15 protein-coding genes and 1 tRNA gene are annotated in these 17,898 nt (G+C 65.5%); 8 read left to right on the forward strand and 8 right to left on the reverse strand.

Features of this window, described 5'->3' with window-relative positions; all coding sequences use genetic code 11:
- Nucleotides 1-48: 48 nt before the first annotated feature.
- The 4 genes from FK530_RS23715 to FK530_RS23730 form a co-directional block, all read right to left on the reverse strand.
- Nucleotides 49-510, reverse strand: coding sequence for a DUF6262 family protein (locus FK530_RS23715; protein WP_220270942.1), 462 nt, complete (start codon nt 508-510; stop codon nt 49-51).
- A complete protein-coding gene (locus FK530_RS23720) occupies nt 507-2,507 on the reverse strand; it encodes a tyrosine-type recombinase/integrase (RefSeq protein ID WP_223120764.1) in 2,001 nt (666 codons plus the stop codon). Before FK530_RS23720 ends, FK530_RS23715 begins: the two co-directional genes overlap by 4 nt.
- A complete protein-coding gene (locus FK530_RS23725) occupies nt 2,494-3,549 on the reverse strand; it encodes a tyrosine-type recombinase/integrase (RefSeq protein WP_225536077.1) in 1,056 nt (351 codons plus the stop codon). Before FK530_RS23725 ends, FK530_RS23720 begins: the two co-directional genes overlap by 14 nt.
- A gap of 65 nt (nt 3,550-3,614) precedes the next feature.
- Nucleotides 3,615-4,343, reverse strand: coding sequence for a hypothetical protein (locus FK530_RS23730; RefSeq protein WP_225536078.1), 729 nt, complete (start codon nt 4,341-4,343; stop codon nt 3,615-3,617).
- A gap of 276 nt (nt 4,344-4,619) precedes the next feature.
- Between FK530_RS23730 and FK530_RS23735 the strand changes: the two genes are divergently transcribed.
- A complete protein-coding gene (locus FK530_RS23735; RefSeq protein ID WP_225536079.1) occupies nt 4,620-5,720 on the forward strand; it encodes an ImmA/IrrE family metallo-endopeptidase in 1,101 nt (366 codons plus the stop codon).
- A gap of 20 nt (nt 5,721-5,740) precedes the next feature.
- Nucleotides 5,741-6,088 carry a hypothetical protein gene (locus FK530_RS23740; RefSeq protein ID WP_068526275.1) on the forward strand — a complete coding sequence of 116 codons (348 nt, stop codon included), beginning with the start codon at nt 5,741-5,743 and terminating at the stop codon, nt 6,086-6,088.
- A gap of 108 nt (nt 6,089-6,196) precedes the next feature.
- Here the strand turns inward: FK530_RS23740 and FK530_RS23745 are convergent, their stop codons facing one another.
- Both FK530_RS23745 and FK530_RS23750 read right to left on the reverse strand, forming a co-directional pair.
- Complete coding sequence (locus tag FK530_RS23745) at nt 6,197-9,202, reverse strand: MMPL/RND family transporter (RefSeq protein ID WP_068526317.1); 3,006 nt, start codon at nt 9,200-9,202, stop codon at nt 6,197-6,199.
- Between the two features lie 111 nt (nt 9,203-9,313).
- Nucleotides 9,314-9,928, reverse strand: coding sequence for a TetR/AcrR family transcriptional regulator (locus tag FK530_RS23750; RefSeq protein WP_068526274.1), 615 nt, complete (start codon nt 9,926-9,928; stop codon nt 9,314-9,316).
- A gap of 93 nt (nt 9,929-10,021) precedes the next feature.
- On the opposite strand from FK530_RS23750, the gene FK530_RS23755 reads away from it, so the two are divergent.
- On the forward strand, nt 10,022-10,498 hold the full coding sequence (locus FK530_RS23755) for a PaaI family thioesterase (protein ID WP_068526273.1): 477 nt from the start codon (nt 10,022-10,024) through the stop codon (nt 10,496-10,498).
- A 5-nt stretch (nt 10,499-10,503) separates the two neighbouring features.
- Here FK530_RS23755 and FK530_RS23760 read toward each other — a convergent pair whose 3' ends face one another.
- Nucleotides 10,504-11,529, reverse strand: coding sequence for an AraC family transcriptional regulator (locus tag FK530_RS23760; protein ID WP_068526272.1), 1,026 nt, complete (start codon nt 11,527-11,529; stop codon nt 10,504-10,506).
- A gap of 99 nt (nt 11,530-11,628) precedes the next feature.
- Between FK530_RS23760 and FK530_RS23765 the strand changes: the two genes are divergently transcribed.
- The 5 genes from FK530_RS23765 (at nt 11,629) to FK530_RS23785 (ending at nt 16,364) form a co-directional block, all read left to right on the forward strand.
- Complete coding sequence (locus FK530_RS23765; protein WP_068526316.1) at nt 11,629-11,949, forward strand: 2Fe-2S iron-sulfur cluster-binding protein; 321 nt, start codon at nt 11,629-11,631, stop codon at nt 11,947-11,949.
- A gap of 26 nt (nt 11,950-11,975) precedes the next feature.
- Nucleotides 11,976-13,367, forward strand: a complete 1,392-nt coding sequence (locus tag FK530_RS23770; RefSeq protein WP_068526271.1) for a cytochrome P450 — start codon at nt 11,976-11,978, stop codon at nt 13,365-13,367.
- Nucleotides 13,364-14,563: an NAD(P)/FAD-dependent oxidoreductase gene (locus FK530_RS23775; RefSeq protein WP_068526270.1), complete on the forward strand. Its 1,200-nt coding sequence runs from the start codon at nt 13,364-13,366 to the stop codon at nt 14,561-14,563. Before FK530_RS23770 ends, FK530_RS23775 begins: the two co-directional genes overlap by 4 nt.
- On the forward strand, nt 14,560-15,231 hold the full coding sequence (locus FK530_RS23780; protein ID WP_068526269.1) for a transglutaminase-like domain-containing protein: 672 nt from the start codon (nt 14,560-14,562) through the stop codon (nt 15,229-15,231). Before FK530_RS23775 ends, FK530_RS23780 begins: the two co-directional genes overlap by 4 nt.
- A gap of 95 nt (nt 15,232-15,326) precedes the next feature.
- On the forward strand, nt 15,327-16,364 hold the full coding sequence (locus tag FK530_RS23785; protein WP_074850301.1) for a BtrH N-terminal domain-containing protein: 1,038 nt from the start codon (nt 15,327-15,329) through the stop codon (nt 16,362-16,364).
- 1,338 nt (nt 16,365-17,702) lie between these two features.
- Here FK530_RS23785 and FK530_RS23790 read toward each other — a convergent pair.
- Nucleotides 17,703-17,775: transfer RNA gene (locus FK530_RS23790), tRNA-Ala, on the reverse strand.
- Between the last annotated feature and the right edge of the window lie 123 nt (nt 17,776-17,898).

Raw genomic sequence — 17,898 nt, forward strand, 5'->3', positions numbered from 1 at the left:
CGATATCTCTAGGAGCCTCCTGACTGTCCACGACGTGGCTGACGGGTCTCATCGTGGCTGTTGTGGCCCTGTGGCGGACGGATTATCTGCATGTTCTCCTCGACGGGCTTCTTGTTTGGCCGGCGGCCGGGTTCCCAGTTCGAGGAGTCGGCTTCGGAGCGCCTCGTTCTCGGTGTGTAGTTGCTCGAGCTGTTCGGTCAGTTCGCGGTTGCGGTCGATCGCGGTTGCGAGCTTGGTGCGGAGGGATTCGGCACTGGCTGCCCTGGAGCGTTCTATTCCGGCGGTGGCGGTGCCGCGCTTCGCGTCGATATCCTGCCGGAGCTGGGTTTGCTTGTAGAGGAAGCTGGTTGAGACGTCGGCGGCTCTGGCGACAGCGACGAAGGTGACGGGTTGTCCGGTGTTGTGCAGCCGGGTGATGGCTCGACGTGCGCGGGCGGTCGCGCTGGTTGTGCGGGCGGCGGCGGCCGCGGTGAGGCGTGCAGTGCGGTGATCGCGGTCGCCATTGCTCACCTGGATTCCTGCGTGTCTGAGTCGATTTCGTCGATGAGCCTGGTGACCTTGTCGAGCATGGTCTTGTTCAGGTCCGCTGCCTGGCGGTCGCCGTTGTCTTGTGCTTGGGCGGCGAGCTGTCTGAGCTGGTCGCGGTGGGTGATGTGTGCGCCGAGGAAGGTGCGGCCGCCGGGGTCGTGGAAGGAGCAGTCGATGCAGGGGTTCGGGCGGAACTCGCAGCGCTGCGTCGCGGGGAGCGTGCAGAACCCGTTGGGCAGTGCGGTGGTGAAGCGGGCGCGCAGGCGCTCGACGGTGGCGTCGACGCCCTTGTCGGGGTTGGTGTCCCAGAATTCGCGGGCTTTGCGGGCGAGGGTGTCGTCGGTAATGCGAGCGTAGGTCGCGGTCATGGTGTCGCTGTGGTGGCCGAGGAAGTCGCGCACTTCCGGTTGGGTCCATCCGTTGTTGAGCAGGTGCATTCCGATGGTGTGGCGGAAGCGGTGGACGTCGCCTCCGGAGATCTTCTCGCCGGTGGCGACGGACGTGGTGATGCCGTGCTCGCGGAACAGTGCGGCGAGGCGGTGTCGTAGCCCGCTGGTGGACCAGGGCTGGGTGCGGCCGGCGATGGCGCTGGACCGGGCGCCAGGGAAGAGGTGCTCGGCGTCGGGGCCGTAGGTGTCGCGGACGCGGGTCTGCTGGTCGCGGATGATCTCGGCGAGGCTTTCGGGGACTGGAAGCCGCCGCCAGGCGCTGGTTTTGGTCATCCAGTATTCGATCCAGTGGCCCTGCTCACTGTGTTGGAGGCAGTCGATCGGGAGGGCGACGAGTTCGGATATGCGGCACCCCGCCCATCGTGTGGTGGCGATCATCGCCCGGAGGGTGGGGTCGGTGGCCGGGTTGTCGACGATCAGGGTGTCGATGCGTTCGATGACATCGGGTGGAAAGGGCCTCGGTCGGCGGGTCTTGCGGTGGACGTTCTCGCCGCGGCGCAGGAAGATCGCTGATCCCAGGTCGTCGACGAGTCCGCAGTCGCGCAGTGTTTCGAGCAGGTAGGCCGCGGTGTTCGCGAGCTGGGGGCTTGCCTTGGTGTCGGGGCGGCGCGTCCATTCGAGGTAGTCCAGGAACGCCGTCCGAGTGACCGCAGACGGTTCGGGAACGGTTCCGTCGAGCGTGAGGAACTGGGCGAGCTGGCGGGTGGCGCGCAGCCACTGGGTGAGCGTTCCCCAGGACATGCGGGAGGTAGACAACTGTTGGCGGGCCAGGCTTTTGACGGCCTCTTTGAGCCAGGGCACCGGGATGGTGGCCCAGTCGACAGCGGTTCGTGTCGCCCCGGCTTGGGTGGCGTCGAGGACGAACTCGAATCCGTCGCGCCACCGCCAGTGATCCGCGGCCCATGGGTCGGGGTCGGTGGCCCCGTGAAGGAGTCGGAAGAACCTCCGGATGTAGGGAGCGCAGAGGGAGTCGAAGTTGGTGTAAGGCCAGTGCTGCCTGCACAGCAGCAGCCAGTCGTCGACGGGGCGTTCGGTCAGGGAGCTGGTGATACGCCCGTGCGCGACCTCGATGAGGACGATCAGGGCGCGGCGCAGGCCGGCGTTGGGGGTCCAGTCGCCGCGGCCGATCTTGGTTGCGGCGACGAACCGGACTTCGTCGGCGGCCGCCGCTGGGATGCGGCGGAAGTCGACGACCTGCGTGGTGGCGGGCCGTCCACGGGGCACGCCGACGGGCAGAGCGCTGGTGGTGGCCCAGGCGTCAAAGTCGGCGGGCTGTCCAGCGCGGAACCACTGGAAGTAGTGGGCATAGCACAGCCCCGAGGTGGCGGCTGCGCGTCCACCGGGGCCGCCGAGCCAGTACCGCTCGCCGTCGCAGTCGGAGACGGCGCACGGGTCGGTGGCGGCGCGGCGGCGGTCGCCGGCGATGTCGACGACCGGCCACGTCGATGCGCACCAAGGCCCGTCCGGCACCTGCAGAGCGGGGACGCCGCGGGGCCCGGACCGGGCGCGCTCGCCGTTACCGCGCGCCATCGCCGTCTCCCTTCAGTCGGTACTGCTGCGGTTCTCGCCAGACCAGATGCTCGGTGGTGCGGAGCTTTTCGGCGAGGTCGTCGCTGGCGAGGTGAATGTAGACGTCGGCGCTGGCCGAATGGGATTGGCCGAGGCGGGCAGCGATCTCGGCCGCGGTCCATCCGGCTTTGGCCAGGGCGGTGGCGTGGGTGTGGCGGAGCATGTGCGGGTTGAGGTCGTCGATCCCGGCGGCGGCGCCGATCCGTTCGATGAGCTGGTAGGCGTTGGAGTAGGTCATCGGACCACCGACGGGTGGGCGTGAGAGGTTGACGAACACGTAATCGCTGTCGACGTGGGCGATCTCACCGAGCAGGTACGCGGCATACAGGTCGAAGAACCGCCGCGGAGCCTCGACGATGAATTGGGTCTTCTGCTTTGATAGCGCCCCGTTGGCGTTGTCGTCACGCCGGCGGATCATCACCTGCCTGCGCATCGGGTTCAAGTCGCCGTGGCGCAGGCCGAGCGCTTGGCCTACCCGCAGGCCCAGGTCGTACTGCGCCGACAGCAGCAGTCGGTCACGGGTGGTCGACGCCGCGGCGAGCAGCTTGGCGAAGTCGGTCTCGAAGTCGATGACCTGCACGGTCTCTGCCGACTGCCGGTCGGGCCGGGCCAGGCGGGAGACTTCGCGCGGACGGCGGTGTTCGAGGTGCGCAAGGAAGCTGTGCGCGCGCCGCGGCAGCTTCGACGGGTTGCGGGTCAGTACCAGATCCTGCGGTCCCCGGCCCTCGACGCGGTGGAACTCGTAAAACTCCCGCACCGCGGCGCTGACCGCTTTCACCGTGCCGGGTGCACGGCCCCCGCACCGCGACGGCAGCGGCGGCAGTCCAGCGGTGAGAACGGCGACGAAGTCACAAAGCTGCCGGAAATCCAGCTCATCCCAAACGATTCCCCGCGCAGCCAGCCAACGATAGAACTGACTCAGGTGCCGCGCGTACGAGCGGACGGTGTTCTGAGAACGTCCGATCGCCCGCTGCCAATGCAGGAACTGCTCGATCTCGAGCACCGGCAAACCCTGTTGGTCGACGACGGTCCACGACCGGACCCCGTGGACCGTGACCGGGGCGGCCCTCATCGCTGGTCCTCGAGGCCGTCGGCGCGGCGCGGCCGGCGGGTCGTGATGTCAGTGCGCCGACGCTGCTGTTCGTCACGCACATCGATGACCACGTCATCGGCGATCGCGGCGTCGGCGATCGACGCAGCGGGCAGCCGCCCGGGCAGCCAGCGCACGTCCCGCTTGCGCCACGCGGCGTACCTCTGCTGCACCTGGTCCATCGGGATCTCGAACCGTTCCCACTGCACCCCGGGGGCGCTGACCCAGATCCGCCGCACGTGCGAATCGGTCGCCGCGTCGTAGTCCCAGGTCAGCTCGCAGTGCGTGGGATCGCCCACCAGCTGCAGAGTCTGCGAGTCCTGCTTGATGAAGGCCTTGCGCCGAGTGTTGGTGCCCTCCATCTCCTTGTGATGGATCGCCAGGTAAGTACGGCCGTGACTACTCACCTCGGACCACTGATACGGCCGCTTGACCAGGTGCCCGGGCGGGTGCATCCCCTGGGTGCTCAGCCACACGTTGGTGCCGGCGGAGACAAACGCCGCAACGTGACTACCCCGCAGCAGCGGCTGCAGCACCGTCCGCAAGTGCGCCGGCTGCCCCGCGGTCAGCGTGTTCCAGTGATCGACCGCGGCCAGCAGCAGCGCGCCGACGCCGATCGTCACCGGGCGCAGGATCCGCTGCGCCTCCTTCCGAGAAACCGCTCCCGCGTCGAGCGGGTTGATGTCGTCGTCCATGAGTGCCGTCACGATCTGTCTCCCATCGATGTAATTACTTGCATGGAATCTTGCCTAACGTGGTACAGTTCTCAGCAAGACAACACGCCGTGACCTGCAGAATTGGCCAAACCGTCTCGCCTCGCTCTCGCGAGCGAGACGGACGTCACATCAGTCACTTGCGTTTCGGATGGAGATAACCGCGTCGGGCAGAAAGTCGCAGTTCACACGGTGTTTCTGCGCAGATTTCGGCTGTTACCGCGATAGCGTGGAACGCAGGGATCGATCGAGGATATGGAGGCGATCTGGGTGACGGCACTCTTCTCGCAGGCCGAGGCGAACCCGGTGATGGTTGCGCTGACACGACTGGCGCACGGCTGGTCGAAGAAGCGGCTCGCTGAGGAGGCCGGGATCTCCGGATCGCACGTCACCCGGGTCGAGGCTGGCGCTCTGCCGCTGGCAGGTAAGGCGCTCGACGATTACGCCCGGGCGTTGCAATGCCCGGTCGAGGCGCTGTGCGTCGCGTTCGAGCGCTCACCTGCGCAGGGCACGCACTTCCGCGCCAACGCCACCACAGCGGAGTGGAAACGTGACCGCGTCTGGGCGCGCGCCAACCTGGTCGCGATGCGGCTAGGCCGGGTCGTCGCCCACACCGATCTCGATCCGGAACTGGCGCTGCCCGATCTCGACCCCGGGGACTACGCCGCCGATCTCGGCGAAATCACGGTCGCGCAAGTCCTGCGCCGGCTCTGGCGCATCGCCGGCCCCATCCGGTCGATGACCGAACTGCTGGAAGCGGCCGGGGTCTTCGTCGTCGTCGAGGACTTCCACGACCGCGAGATCGACGCGGTCACCCTACGCGCCACCGCGCATCACCCGCACCTGGTGTACGTCAACGCCGCACTACCGCCGGACCGGATGCGCATGACCCTCGCGCACGAACTCGGGCACCTGGTGATGGATGCGATGACCCTGGTCAGCCCCACCGAAACCGAGCGACGGGCAAATGTCTTCGCCGCCGAGTTCCTCGCCCCGGTCGACGACATCGGCCCGGCGCTGGACCGGGTCTCGACCCGGACCGTGCACGAGCTCGACGAGCTGCGCCTGGACTGGGGCGTGAGCGAGTCCTCGCTCGTTGTCCGAGCACGCGAGCGCGGCGTGCTCTCCGACCGGCAGTACCGGGCGATGTTCCGACTACTCAACGAAACCGGCCGGATGTACGGCACCCGGCCCGGTGTCCCGACCGAGACACCCGAGCTCGCCCGCGATGTTCTCGCCCAGCTCGCCACCGACGGATACAGCACCACCGAGCTCGACGCCCTGACACTGCTCACCGCCGAGAACCGCACCAGCCTGTTCGGCGCACCCGAGGGTGCCACCGCCGGCAGCCGTCACCTGACCGTCGTCTAACAGCGCGGGGGACGCCAGGGATGTCACGGTGGGGCTGGAACAGCAAGGACGCGGTCAAAGACCACCACTGGCGCGTCCCGCACGGGTCGAACAAGGCAGTGCAGGCCAAAGAGCAGGACGACGCCGCAGGCGGCCGCCACAACCGTGCCATCCGCACCGCACCGAACGCGCTGGGGCGGGTGGTCCTCCGGTGCCAGTACCGGCGCCTGTACGCGGAGCTGCGGTGGACCGATGCGACGAGGAAGCACGCCGAGTACCTCGGCGAGATGACCTGGCACAGCCGCGCCGACAACCTCGCCGCCGCCTGGCGCGAAGCACACGCCCGCGGTCTTACGACCAAGTCCTGCGACCGTCATCCAGTTATTTAATCTGTCGATCTTACGGTGTGCGTTATCAGATAGCGAGCTGGGTGTGGGGCCGACGGGCCGCGTGCCGACCGTTATGTTTCGTCGTCATGCGGGCGCAGTGGATTCGGGTCACCCGTGTTTGCCTGGCCACCAGCTCGCTGGTCCGGCCAGGGTGGCGATTGCGGGTACGACGATCGTTCGGACGACGAAGGTGTCGAGGAGTAGTCCGACACCGATGATGAGGCCGACCTGGGTCATGATGGCGATCGAGCCGACCATCAGTCCGAACATGCTTGCCGCGAAGATGAGGCCGGCGGAGGTGATGACGGAGCCGGTGTTGGTGACGGTTCGTAGGACTCCGATGCGAATGCTGCGGTGGGATTCCTCACGCAGCCTGGAGATCAACAGCATGTTGTAGTCGGCGCCGACGGCGACGAGCACGATGAACGCGAGAAGCGGTACAGGCCAGGCAATCTCGGTGCGAAGGATGCATTGGAAGATCACCACCCCCACGCCGAGGGCTGCAGCGTAGTTCAGGATAACGGTTCCCAGCAGGTAAAGCGGTGCAATGAGCGCTCGGAGTAGTGCGATCAGGATGATGCCGACGATGATGAGGGTGGCCAGGGCGAGTAGCCGGAAATCGTGGCTGAGCAGGCGTTGCAGGTCGGCGTTGATGGCGGGGAATCCCGCTAGCGACACCGATGCGTTCTGCAGGGCGGTGTTGGGTCTCGCTGTCTGGGCTGCGGTGGTGATGGCGTTGGTGAGTTCAATCGCCTGGCTGCTGTAGGGATCGGCGTCGGTTTGGATGGCATAGCGCACTGTCCGCCCGTCTGGAGAGACGAATTGTGCAGCAACGTCGGAAAACTTTTGGTTGACGAACGCGTCAGGCGGTAGGTAGAAACCCGTGGCGGCGTCCGAGCCGCGGGTTTCGCGGGCGGTGGTCTGTAGTTGCGCGGCAAGGGTGGCCATCCCGGCGAACTGTTGCAGGTTGCTGTCGACGAGTGCGGCGACTCCCCCGGCAATCGCGCGGGAGCCAGCAGCGAGTTGACTCACCCCGTTCTGAAGCTGGGCGAGTTGTGCGGGGAGGTCGCGCGCGGTGACAGCACCCAGCGTTGTGTCCAATGTGTCCACTGCGGCGGTGAGTTGCGCGGTGATGGTGGTGATGGGTGTGCCGAGGTTGCCCAGTTGCCCGGAGAGAGCGCCGATTTGGAGGAGGAAGTTGGAATCCCGCAGTGTGCCCAGGGTCCGGAGTTGCTGTTGGACGGCGGCGCACTGAGGGATCGGGGCGCACCAGGGAGCGTTGTCGAGCAAGGGCCGCACGGCGGTCACGAGACTCAAGGCGTCGGATGCCTGCCTTGCCGCGGTGGCCAATTGCGGTGCCTGCCCAATGAGTTGGTCGAGTGCGGGTGCGGTTGTGCGGAGTTGACCGAGCAGTGGTCGGTATTGCTGGATCTGTTGTCCCGCGGTCGTGGCCTGGTCGAGAATTCGCAACAGCGGTGTCAGGTTGGCGCGGATCTGGCTGTCGAGCGTGGCAAGGCCGGTCGCGAGTTGGTCGGCGCCATCTCGAAGTTGGAACAGGTCGCCAGTGCGTGATCGGCCGTCACTGACTGCCGCGGCGAGTCGGTCACCGATCTGTCCGTTCTGCCACGACAGCTGGGCTTGTTCGAGGCGGCTGCCGGTGGGTCGGGTCACGCCGACAACCCGGGTCACTCCCGGGACTTGCGCGACGCGTGATGCCAGGTCGTCGAGGTCAGCCAGCCCTTTCGCGGTACGCATGTCGTTCGGGGATTGGATCACGAGGAATTCCGGGACGGTAGTGTTGGTCGGGAAGTGCCGGTCGAGCAGTGCGTAACCCTCGTTACTGTCAGTGGTGGCGGGTTGTCCGCTGCGGTCGTCGTAGGTGATGGTGATGCCCAACGCCACTGCGCCGAGGGCGAGCAGAGCGACGAGTGTCATAGCCAGTAGCGAGGCGGGGCGCCGTACGACGAGTACCGCGATGCGGTTCCAGTAGCGCCGCGTCAGGTCCGCGCGGGGTGCACCCCACCCGAGGTGGGAGGCGGCGTGCAGGACCGGCGGTAGCAGGGTGACCGTGGCGAGGAACCCGATGACGATCGCGATCGCACATGCCGGCCCGAGAGTGGAGAAGACGCTCAGTTTTCCGAACACCATCGCCAGGAACGCCAGGGCGACGGTTGCGGCGGAGGCGAGGATGACGCGCCCGATCGTAGCGGTGGCGTCGATGAGCGCAGGTGCGTGCTCGGCGCCCGACCGTAATCGCTCGTGGTAGCGGCTGATGAAGAAGACCGTGTAGTCGACGCCGGCACCGAGCAGGATCACCGTCATGAACGCGACGGTGAACTGTGAAACGGGCATTCCGAACTCGCCCAACGCTGACACCACACCGCGACCCACCCCGAGGCTGATCCCGATCACCAGCAGGGGTACGAGCGCGGTGAACAGCGACCGGTAGACCACCAGCAGGATGAACGCGATCAGCAGAACCGTGGCCATGGTGATCACCACAAGGTCCTTTTCGGCCGTGACGATCTGATCGCTGAAGGTGGCGGTGGGCCCGGTGACGTGTACGGTTGTACCGGTGCCGGAGAACGAATGATAGGCGAGGTCGCGCACGGAATCCAAGGCGCGAGTCGCGGCGGGGCCGCCCAGCGTTCCGGTCAGCCCCACCGGCAGGTACCAGGCCGTCCCGTCGCGGCTCACCGCCTGCGACGCCGTCGTCGGATCCCCCACCAGGTCACGGACGGAAGCGACATCGGCGGTGGCGCCACGAAGTTTCTGAACAAGCTCGTCGTAGCGTACGCGCACCGTCGGGGTGAGGCCGCCACGGTTCTCCATGGCGATGAAAACCGTTGTCTTGGCGCCTTTCTCCCCGAACGCCGTACCCATCCGGTCGAAAGCCTGAAATGACGGCACTCCCGCAGGGATCGGATCGACCGATTGTTGGCGCACGACTGTCTCGAGCTGCGGGAACGCCAGCGCCAGCACCACACCCACCGCGAGCCACGCGCCGACGACGACAACCTTGTGCGCTAGCGCGTACCGAGCCACCCGCGCAAGCGTGGCGCTGTATTCCGCGCGTTCTGACCGCGCGCCAGCCGATCGCCGGTGCACCACCATCAACACCACTCCTGCCGAAACGGAACTACCTGGATCGGTACGCTACATGATGTAGCGAAAAGCGGTGGCGCGGTCGCTCGTCTTCGGACTCGGCGTGGACCGTGCGAGCGGTCAGGGCATGCGGCGATGCGCCGTCAGGAAGTCGTCGACGATGCGGCGGCGGTCATCGGCGTCGACGGCCCGGATGCCGGTGATTTTGGCGAAGATCAGCGGTCCGACGAGCTGGGTGATGGCCAGGGTCAGGTCGAAATCGTCGAGCTCGTCGACGGCACTGGCACTGGTGAGCAATCGGTCGAACGGTTCGCGGTAGTGATCGACCACCCGCGCACGCAGTGGGGCCAGGGCGTTGCTCTGCTCGCCGGCCCGTTCGGGCACCATCGCCAACCACGCGACCGTGGTGACCTGCAGCGGCGCCTGTTCGATGACGTCCGCCTGACGATCCATCAACCGGATCAAGTCCTCGCGCACCGACCCCGAGAGTTCGTGGCGATCGGCCTGGGGCAGCAAACGCTCGAAGGCAGCGGCGACCAGGTCGGTGGTACTGCCAAAGTGCCGGTAGAGGGTTGTGCGGGCAACCCTGGACAAGCTGGTGACCGCCTCGACGGTGACAGCCTCCACTCCCCCTCTGCGCAGCAACACCGCCGTGGCGTCGAGTAGACGGTTCCTGGAACGAACCCGCCGCGGATCGACGTCGTCGAGGCCATCGATGCTCACCGCTACCCGCATTCTTCTCGCTGTTGGTCCACGTATGTGGCATCCTGCCAACGATACCGTCAGTAGCGGTCCGCTACCGGCACGAGCATCGATTCGAGGACTGTGATGTCAGCACCCAGCAGACTGCCCGCGCACTCCCCATCGTGCATGGGCTGCGGGCCGGAAAATGCCAGCGGCCTGCAGCTCGAGGTCTACCGCGACGAGGACCGAGTCTTTGCAGATCACTCCTTCACCGAAAAGCATTCCGGTGGACCAGGTCTGGCGCATGGAGGGGCCATCTCGGCCGCGTGCGACGACATCATGGGATTTACGCTGTGGATCGCCGGCACCCCGGCCGTCACGCGCACGTTGACGGTCAAGTACCGCCGACCGGTACCCCTCCACGTACCAGTACGCCTCACGGCGTGGATCGACGAGGACGCCGATCACACCCTGCACATCGGGGCGAGCGGGACCGTGGAGGGCGAGACCTACTTTTCCGCCACTAGCGAGTTCGTGAAAGTCGATCTCACGCACTTCGCGCGCTACGCCGACACCTCCACGGTAGACAGCTTTTTCGTCAATTTCCTCCGCGCGGACTGACCTGCTCAGATGCCCGGCGCTGCCCGCTGATTCGACGGTGCGCGGCGGAACTGAGTCGGGGAGCACCCGACCCACCGTGTAAATGCATGGGAGAAACTGGCGACCTCGGAGTACCCCAGTTCTGCGGCTATCTCGCCGACACTGATGCCGGGATCCAGCAGTCGCGCGGTGGCTCGTTCTTGGGCGAACTGCTGCCGCAGGCGACGCAGGGTGGTGCCCTCGGCGTGCAGGCGTCGCTTGAGTGTGCTCACCGATGTCGCCAGCTCCGCCGCGATACGAGCGCCGTCAGCGCGCGCAGGGTCAGCATCGAACTGTGCGCGGACCAGCTGCGTGTAGGAATTGGGCCTGCGCTGTTCGTAGACGCGTCGAAGCTCGGCGATACCGATCCGGTAGGCCACGGGGTCGGAGAAGCGGCACACGTCGTAGAGCACGGCAGCCGGTATATGCACGAACGCCGCGCGCGCGTCGAAAAGGATCCGATGGCCGATCTCACCCACGACGATCAGGTCTGCCGGCGCCTGGCATGTCAGATGAAGCTCCACGGAGGGGACGGCACCGGCGAGCATGTCCACCAACCGCAGGACAGCCAGACCACCGTAGGTGACGGCGAGACAATCGGTGCCGGGGCTATCTGTGCGCCCGGCCAGAGCGATCGTCAGTCCAGAGTCTCCGTGCTGGAACTCGGTGCTCAGCGCGGTCGATATCAGGGGCAAGAACCGAAGCAGTTGAACAACTTCGAGGACGGAACCCGCACTGACCAGCGGCAAACTGAGGGGGCCGAAAGAGGTCAGCTGGGCGTGCTCGGCGAACGCCACGCCCAACCGGAATCCCTGCTGGGCGTCCATCGCCGGATACACCTCGTGAAACCACCGGACAGGCACTTGGCCCTGTCGCGCAATGACGACCGCGAGATCGACGCCCTCGCGGGCCATGATGCGTCCGAACGCTCGCGTCTCCGCCGCGCCCAGGGCACCGCTGTCGAGGAGCTGCGCGAACGCTAGCGGCGGTATCCCCAACTCGACAAGGCTCACATGAGCCAATTTAACAAGACATCGCGACGTCCGAGCCTGGATCAAGCACATCTGCCGCGTGCACACTCACCTCTACGACCCACGAACAAGGAGGTGGCCATGGCCACGATCACTTACGTGACCCACGACGGCGAGGACTACCCCGCGCCGGTGACGCCCGGCAGGTCACTGATGCAGATTGCAGTCGACGAGGCGATACCGGGGATCGATGGCGACTGTGGCGGTGAGGCGGCATGCGGAACGTGCCACGTCGTCGTCGACAGCGCGTGGATCGACACCGTCGGACACAGCACAGACGTCGAAGAAGGCATGTTGAGTATGCACCCCGAACGTGAGGCCAACTCGCGACTGGCCTGCCAGATGACCGCCAACAACGAGTGGGACGGTCTGACCGTTCGCCTTCCCGAGTTCCAGTTGTGAACGTCTAAAGCGAAAGAGCAACATCTATGAGCATCTCAACTGCCCTCGCCGACAAAGCGCAGTCCATGATCCCGATCGATCTACAAATCCGTGGCGCCCACGTCTATGACAAGGCCCGCCGGATCGTCACCCGAACCGACGGCAAAAAGATCTTCACCGAGACCCCCATCCCGCCTGTCGAGGAAGTCGAACTCACCGACATCGATCTGAGCAACCCATTCCTCTACCGACAGGGCAGGTGGCGGTCCTACTTCGAGCGTGTGCGCAATGAGGCGCCCGTTCACTTCCAGCCCCGCAGTCCCTTCGGGCCGTTCTGGTCGGTCACTCGACATGCCGACATCATCGCTGTCGACAAGAACCACGACGCGTTCTCCGCCGAACCGTTCATCATCATCGGTCGGCCGCCCCGCTTCATGGACATCGCGATGTTCATCGCCATGGACCCGCCGCGGCACGACAAGCAGCGCGCCGCCGTCCAGGGAGTCGTCGCACCGAAGAACCTGCGCGAGATGGAGGGCCTCATCCGGTCGCGCGTCCGGGAAGTCCTCGACGAGCTACCGCTCGACGAACCGTTCGACTGGGTCCAGACCGTGTCGGTCGAACTGACCGCGCGGATGCTCGCGACATTGCTCGACTACCCCTACGAGCAGCGCCACAAACTCGTCCAGTGGTCGGATCTGGCCACGTCGATGGAGCAGGCCAACGGCGGACCATCAGACAACGACAAAGTTTTCCGCGAGATGGTCGCGATGGCACAGGGCTTGAGTGCGCTATGGCGAGACAAGGCCGCGCGGACCGCGGCAGGCGAGGAGCCTGGTTTCGACCTCATCACCATGCTGCAGAGCAACGAGGACACCAAAGACCTTCTCGACGACAGCCCCATGGAGTTCCTCGGGAACCTCGTGCTGCTGATCGTCGGCGGCAACGACACCACCCGCAACTCGATGAGCGGCGGAGTGCTGGCTCTCAACGAGTATCCCGACCAGTTCGAGAAACTCAAAGCCAATCCGGACCTGATCCCCAACGCGGTGTCGGAGATCATCCGGTGGCAAACCCCCCTGGCGTACATGCGCCGGGTCGCCAAGAAGGACGTGATGCTCAACGGTCAGTTCATCCGCAAAGGCGACAAAGTCGTCATGTGGTACGCCTCCGGCAACCGCGACGAGCGAGTGTTCGACCGCCCGGACGAGCTCATCATCGATCGGTCCAACGCTCGCAACCACATCGCGTTCGGTTTCGGCGTGCACCGTTGCATGGGAAACCGCCTGGCCGAATTGCAGTTGCGCATTCTCTGGGAAGAACTCCTCGAGCGCTTCGACGACATCGCGGTGGTCGGTGATCCGGAGTACGTGCAGTCCAACTTCGTTCGTGGGATCAGCAAGATGATGGTCCGTCTGACTCCCAAGCAGGAGACGTGAGCACTGATCGGGTCGTGATCGTCGGCGCAAGCCACGCCGGCGCACAGCTGGCGGCCAATTTGCGCAAGGAGAAGTGGGCTGGAGACATCCTGCTGATCGGCGACGAGGGCCGCCTGCCGTATCAGCGGCCGCCGCTGTCCAAGGCATACCTGGCCGGCGATTGCCATCTCGACGATGTCGCGATCCGAAGCCACCAGTTCTACGACAAGCAACGGATCCAGCTCGTCGACGGAACCGTAACCTCGATCGACCGTGCCGAACGAACCGTCACTCTCGGCAACAACGACGCGGTGTCCTACTCGAAGTTGGCCCTGTGCACCGGCGCTCGAGCTCGCGCACTGCCCGTCCCTGGGGCCGATCTGCCGGGCGTGCACTATCTGCGCACCGCCACCGACGTCGAGGCCATCCGCGCCGCCGCGGTCCCGGGTTCGCGGGTCGTCATTGTCGGCGGCGGGTACATCGGCCTGGAGACAGCGGCCTCGCTTCGAACCCTGGGTGTCGAAGTGACCGTCCTGGAGGCGGCAGGACGCGTACTCGAACGTGTCACGGCGCCCGTCGTGTCGGAATTCTTCGATCGAATTCACCGCGAGAAGGGTGTCGACGTACGGATCGACGCAATCGTCGAGGGGTTCCGCGGCGACAAACGAGTCGCCAGCGTTGTCCTCGCCGGTGGAGAAACGCTGGCCGCTGACCTGGTCATCGTCGGCGTCGGCGTCATTCCGAACACGGAGCTCGCAGCAGCTGCGGGCATCGACGTCGAAAACGGCATCCTCGTCGACGACCGCGCTCGTAGCAGCGATCCTGACATCGTCGCAGCCGGCGACTGCGCCAACCACCGAATCGAGCGGTACGGGAGACGTGTTCGTCTCGAGTGCGTGTCCGCAACAACCGAGCACGCCAAAATCGCGGCGGCCACAATCTGCGACAACACAACCGGTCGTGCCGCACTGCCGTGGTTCTGGTCCGACCAATACGACCTCAAACTCCAGATCGCCGGGCTCAACACCGGATACGACGAGGTGCTGGTCAGCGGCGACCCCGCCCATGGCCGCGACTTCACCTGCTACTATTTCTCCGCCGGAGAACTGATTGCAGCTGACTGCGTCAACAGACCCGCTGACTTCGTGAACGCCAAGCGCGCCATTGCACAACGAGCGCCGATCGTCAGGTCCGCATTGATCGGAGCGACCCCATGACCACATCACCGACAAACGCGGTCAGCCCGGCGGCGCTGACGGGTTCACGCTTCCTCGACATCGAGCACGCCACCGTCGCGACCTTCACACGCGAAGCCGTCGGCAACGCGACCACCGACAAAGACAAAGCTCGCCGCCTGTTCACCGCGGTACGCGACGCCATCCGCTACGACCCGTACACCGTCTCCAACGACCCAGAGCATTACCGGGCCAGCCACGTAATCGAATCCGGACGTGGATACTGCGTCCCCAAGGCCGTCGTGCTCACCGCCGCATTTCGCGCCGCCGGGATCCCAGCGCGGTTCGGCTTCGCCGACGTCCGTAACCACCTCCAAACGGGCACCCTACGTGAGCTGATGGGAACCGACGTCTTCGTCTATCACGGGTACAGCCACGTCTACATCGACGGACGGTGGCTCAAGGCAACACCCGCGTTCAACTCGGAACTGTGCGCACGGTTCGGAGTTGCCCCGATCGACTTCACCGGCGACAGCGACGCGTTGCTCCACGCTCACTCCGCGGACGGCTCAACACACATGGAGTACGTCCGCGAAAGAGGTACGTACAACGACCTGCCTCTCGACAACATCCTGGCGGCTCTCAAACAGGCCTATGGCCCTCTGATATTCACGCAGCGTGCGACGCCACTAGATGCATTCCACGCCTAACCCGACCTGCCTCAGTCGTCGGCCGGCAATCGACTCTACGAACAAGATCCGCACCGCCTCAACACAGGAGACTCGTGTCAGTGTCCGGCCCCTCGATGATCGACCCCTACCCGCACCGAATGGGCGGCCACTGTGGGTCCGGTGCGATGCGAGACCTCATGGAGTGGACCGGGCTCGGTTTCGACGGCCCACCCGATGAGGGCCTCGTCTTTGCCCTCGGCGGAGCCCTCTCCCTCACCTACATTCGATCAAGCGCGCTGATGCCACCCGTGTACTTGGTCGGACGAGGACCTGATTTTGAGGTGGACCTCCCCCGCCGTCTGGGCGGCACCGTCGAGGTGCTTGCCACCGACGACCCGGCCGAGGGTTGGGAGAACCTTCGTGGCGAGATCGATCAGGGCCGCCCTGCACTGGTCTGGGCGGAGATCGCAGAACTCCCCTATCTGCGGGTCCAGTTGCGCATGAGCCGCCACGACATCGTGGTAGTCGGCTACGACGAGACGCAAGGCATCGCGTACATCGCCGACAACGATCGCGAAGATCTTCAACGCGTCCCACTGGACGCACTCGCACGCGCGCGCCGCTCGACCTCCTTCCCGGAGCCAACCCGACACACGCAGTTTCGTATCAATTGGCCACAGACGCCGCCTTCAATTATCGAGGTGGCCGCACAGGCATTCGCGCAATCCGCAGCGAGCCTGAGCACCCCAGGCGCATCGACGATCGCCGGGCCCGCAGAACATGGGTCACACGGCCTCGACGCGGCCAGCGCTCTCGCATCCGACGTCTGCAGCTGGGGAGCCCTGTCCACCGACGACCTCGAGATGCACTTATTCAGCCTCGGCGCCTTCATCGAGAAAGCGGGGACCGGCGGTGGCCTCTTCCGCCGACTGCTGGCACAGGGCTGCGATGAAATCGCACGCCTCACCGGCGATCACGCAACCGCCATCCTTGCAGCCAACGCCCACCATGCGGCGACATCCTGGACTGCAGTCGCACGCGCAGCAGTACAGAAGGATCACGCCTCATCCGAGCGGCTCCGATCCGTCACAACCCTCGCGGCAGCTCTACCCGAGGCGGAAGCGACTCTGGAGGCGTCACTGCGAAAGGCCGCAGCATCCTTGTCAGGCTAACCGGGCCAGTCGCGGGAAGTCCGCGAGTAGGGCGCTAAGCAGGGCCGCCGCGTTCACACAACGCACGCAGGAGCACCACCGTGAGCAGGACGCCGGTTCCCGCTCACCTGGGTCCTGATCCGTCGTGGCGATCTGTCGACACGCTGCGAGCCATCGCCGTCGACGCCATAGACGGTGCGTCGGGGCGATGCGACGGACGACTGGCGGATCCGGTCGTACAAGTCCCCCATCGTGGACCGCGGCCGACGAGGCCGATGGCCAGGTGATGCTCGAACACGGCCTCGAGGGGCGTGGTTGCCAAGCGCCTGTCCTCGCGCTCTTACCGGCCCGGTGAGCGCTCCCCCCGACTGGATCAAGCAACCGTTGCGGGTCAGCGCAACGGTTGTGGTCCCCGGGGTGGATCGGGACACCGGGAGATCTCGAATCACTGCTCGCTCGCAGCAGTACACCCCGCCAGCGGGTGGCTATGTCAAGTTGGTCTGGCTCCAACCAGGGCGGTGTGATTTGGCCCCGACTGTAGGCGGGTGGCCGCGTTTGGTCGTAGGTTCGTGGATGTGGATGGGGAGGATGATCTGCAGATGCCTTCTCGGCGGACGGTCGTTGTCCCGTCAGGGTGGGATCGGGCTTCGGTGTGCGCGTATGCCGAGCATGTGATCGCTCGGGATACCGGGGCTTAGCAGTCATCTGTGGGTGCGGGTGAAGTTGCTTGAGGAGCAGCAGCTCGAGGATCTGACGTCGCGGTGGTCGGTGTCGTATGTGGTTCACCGGCACCGCAAGGCGTTGTCGATTGTCACCGATCCGACACAGTCAGGCCCGAGGGCGCCCTAACTTGGTTGTGGTGGTGTCGGCTGCGAGGGGATCGGTAGAGGCGGTGTTCGCCGTCTGAGTATCACGGGCATCGTCGTGGATGGCGCGCATGGGAGGATCGGTTTTGAGGCTGATTCCTCCACTGAGTAGCGGTGCGATATCGAGTGCTCTGACTAGGTTTTATGCGCTCTGGCAGATCAGGGCCTGTGAAGCGGCGGGGAGGACTTGGAGGTGTTCGCGGAGCACCGTCGACAAAACGCGGTGAAGACACAGAGCGCGGCGTCCAGGAACGCCTCACGTCGGCTTCGTCGGCGAACGTCGGCCTCCACACATCGATACGTACGCTGCGTCGGAGCCATGACGCCACAATAGTCACCCCGCGCACCCGCCACCATCACGGACTCGCCGGACCAGCCTCATGGCCAGTCAAGCATTTCGTCATCTGCTGGACCTCCCAACGCTCAGAACCCCCGGGGCCGGCGATCCGGGGGGGGCTCCTAGCTGACAGCAGTCAGAAACTCATCATATCTGTGGAGGCTAGGGGATTCGAACCCCTGACCCTCGCCTTGCAAAGGCGATGCTCTACCAACTGAGCTAAGCCCCCGTGTGTGGTTGTGCACCCGCTGCTGGGCACCGTCCCACCGCCAAACTACGACCTCGTGACGGACATGTCCACCACAGCATCCCTGCTGGTCAACCCCTTACCAAGCCTGTCAGCTGGAGATAA

It is taken from the genome of Tsukamurella conjunctivitidis, assembly GCF_007858475.1.
GTDB classification, from domain to species: domain Bacteria; phylum Actinomycetota; class Actinomycetes; order Mycobacteriales; family Mycobacteriaceae; genus Tsukamurella; species Tsukamurella conjunctivitidis.

Bases quoted from the DNA above. Each gene is read 5' to 3' on its own strand.
- FK530_RS23740 (WP_068526275.1), top strand. From the start codon at position 5,741: ATGTCACGGTGGGGCTGGAACAGCAAGGACGCGGTCAAAGACCACCAC.
- FK530_RS23720 (WP_223120764.1), bottom strand. From the start codon at position 2,507: ATGGCGCGCGGTAACGGCGAGCGCGCCCGGTCCGGGCCCCGCGGCGTC.
- FK530_RS23755 (WP_068526273.1), top strand. From the start codon at position 10,022: ATGTCAGCACCCAGCAGACTGCCCGCGCACTCCCCATCGTGCATGGGC.
- FK530_RS23770 (WP_068526271.1), top strand. From the start codon at position 11,976: ATGAGCATCTCAACTGCCCTCGCCGACAAAGCGCAGTCCATGATCCCG.
- FK530_RS23745 (WP_068526317.1), bottom strand. From the start codon at position 9,202: ATGGTGGTGCACCGGCGATCGGCTGGCGCGCGGTCAGAACGCGCGGAA.
- FK530_RS23780 (WP_068526269.1), top strand. From the start codon at position 14,560: ATGACCACATCACCGACAAACGCGGTCAGCCCGGCGGCGCTGACGGGT.
- FK530_RS23750 (WP_068526274.1), bottom strand. From the start codon at position 9,928: ATGCGGGTAGCGGTGAGCATCGATGGCCTCGACGACGTCGATCCGCGG.
- FK530_RS23765 (WP_068526316.1), top strand. From the start codon at position 11,629: ATGGCCACGATCACTTACGTGACCCACGACGGCGAGGACTACCCCGCG.
- FK530_RS23785 (WP_074850301.1), top strand. From the start codon at position 15,327: ATGATCGACCCCTACCCGCACCGAATGGGCGGCCACTGTGGGTCCGGT.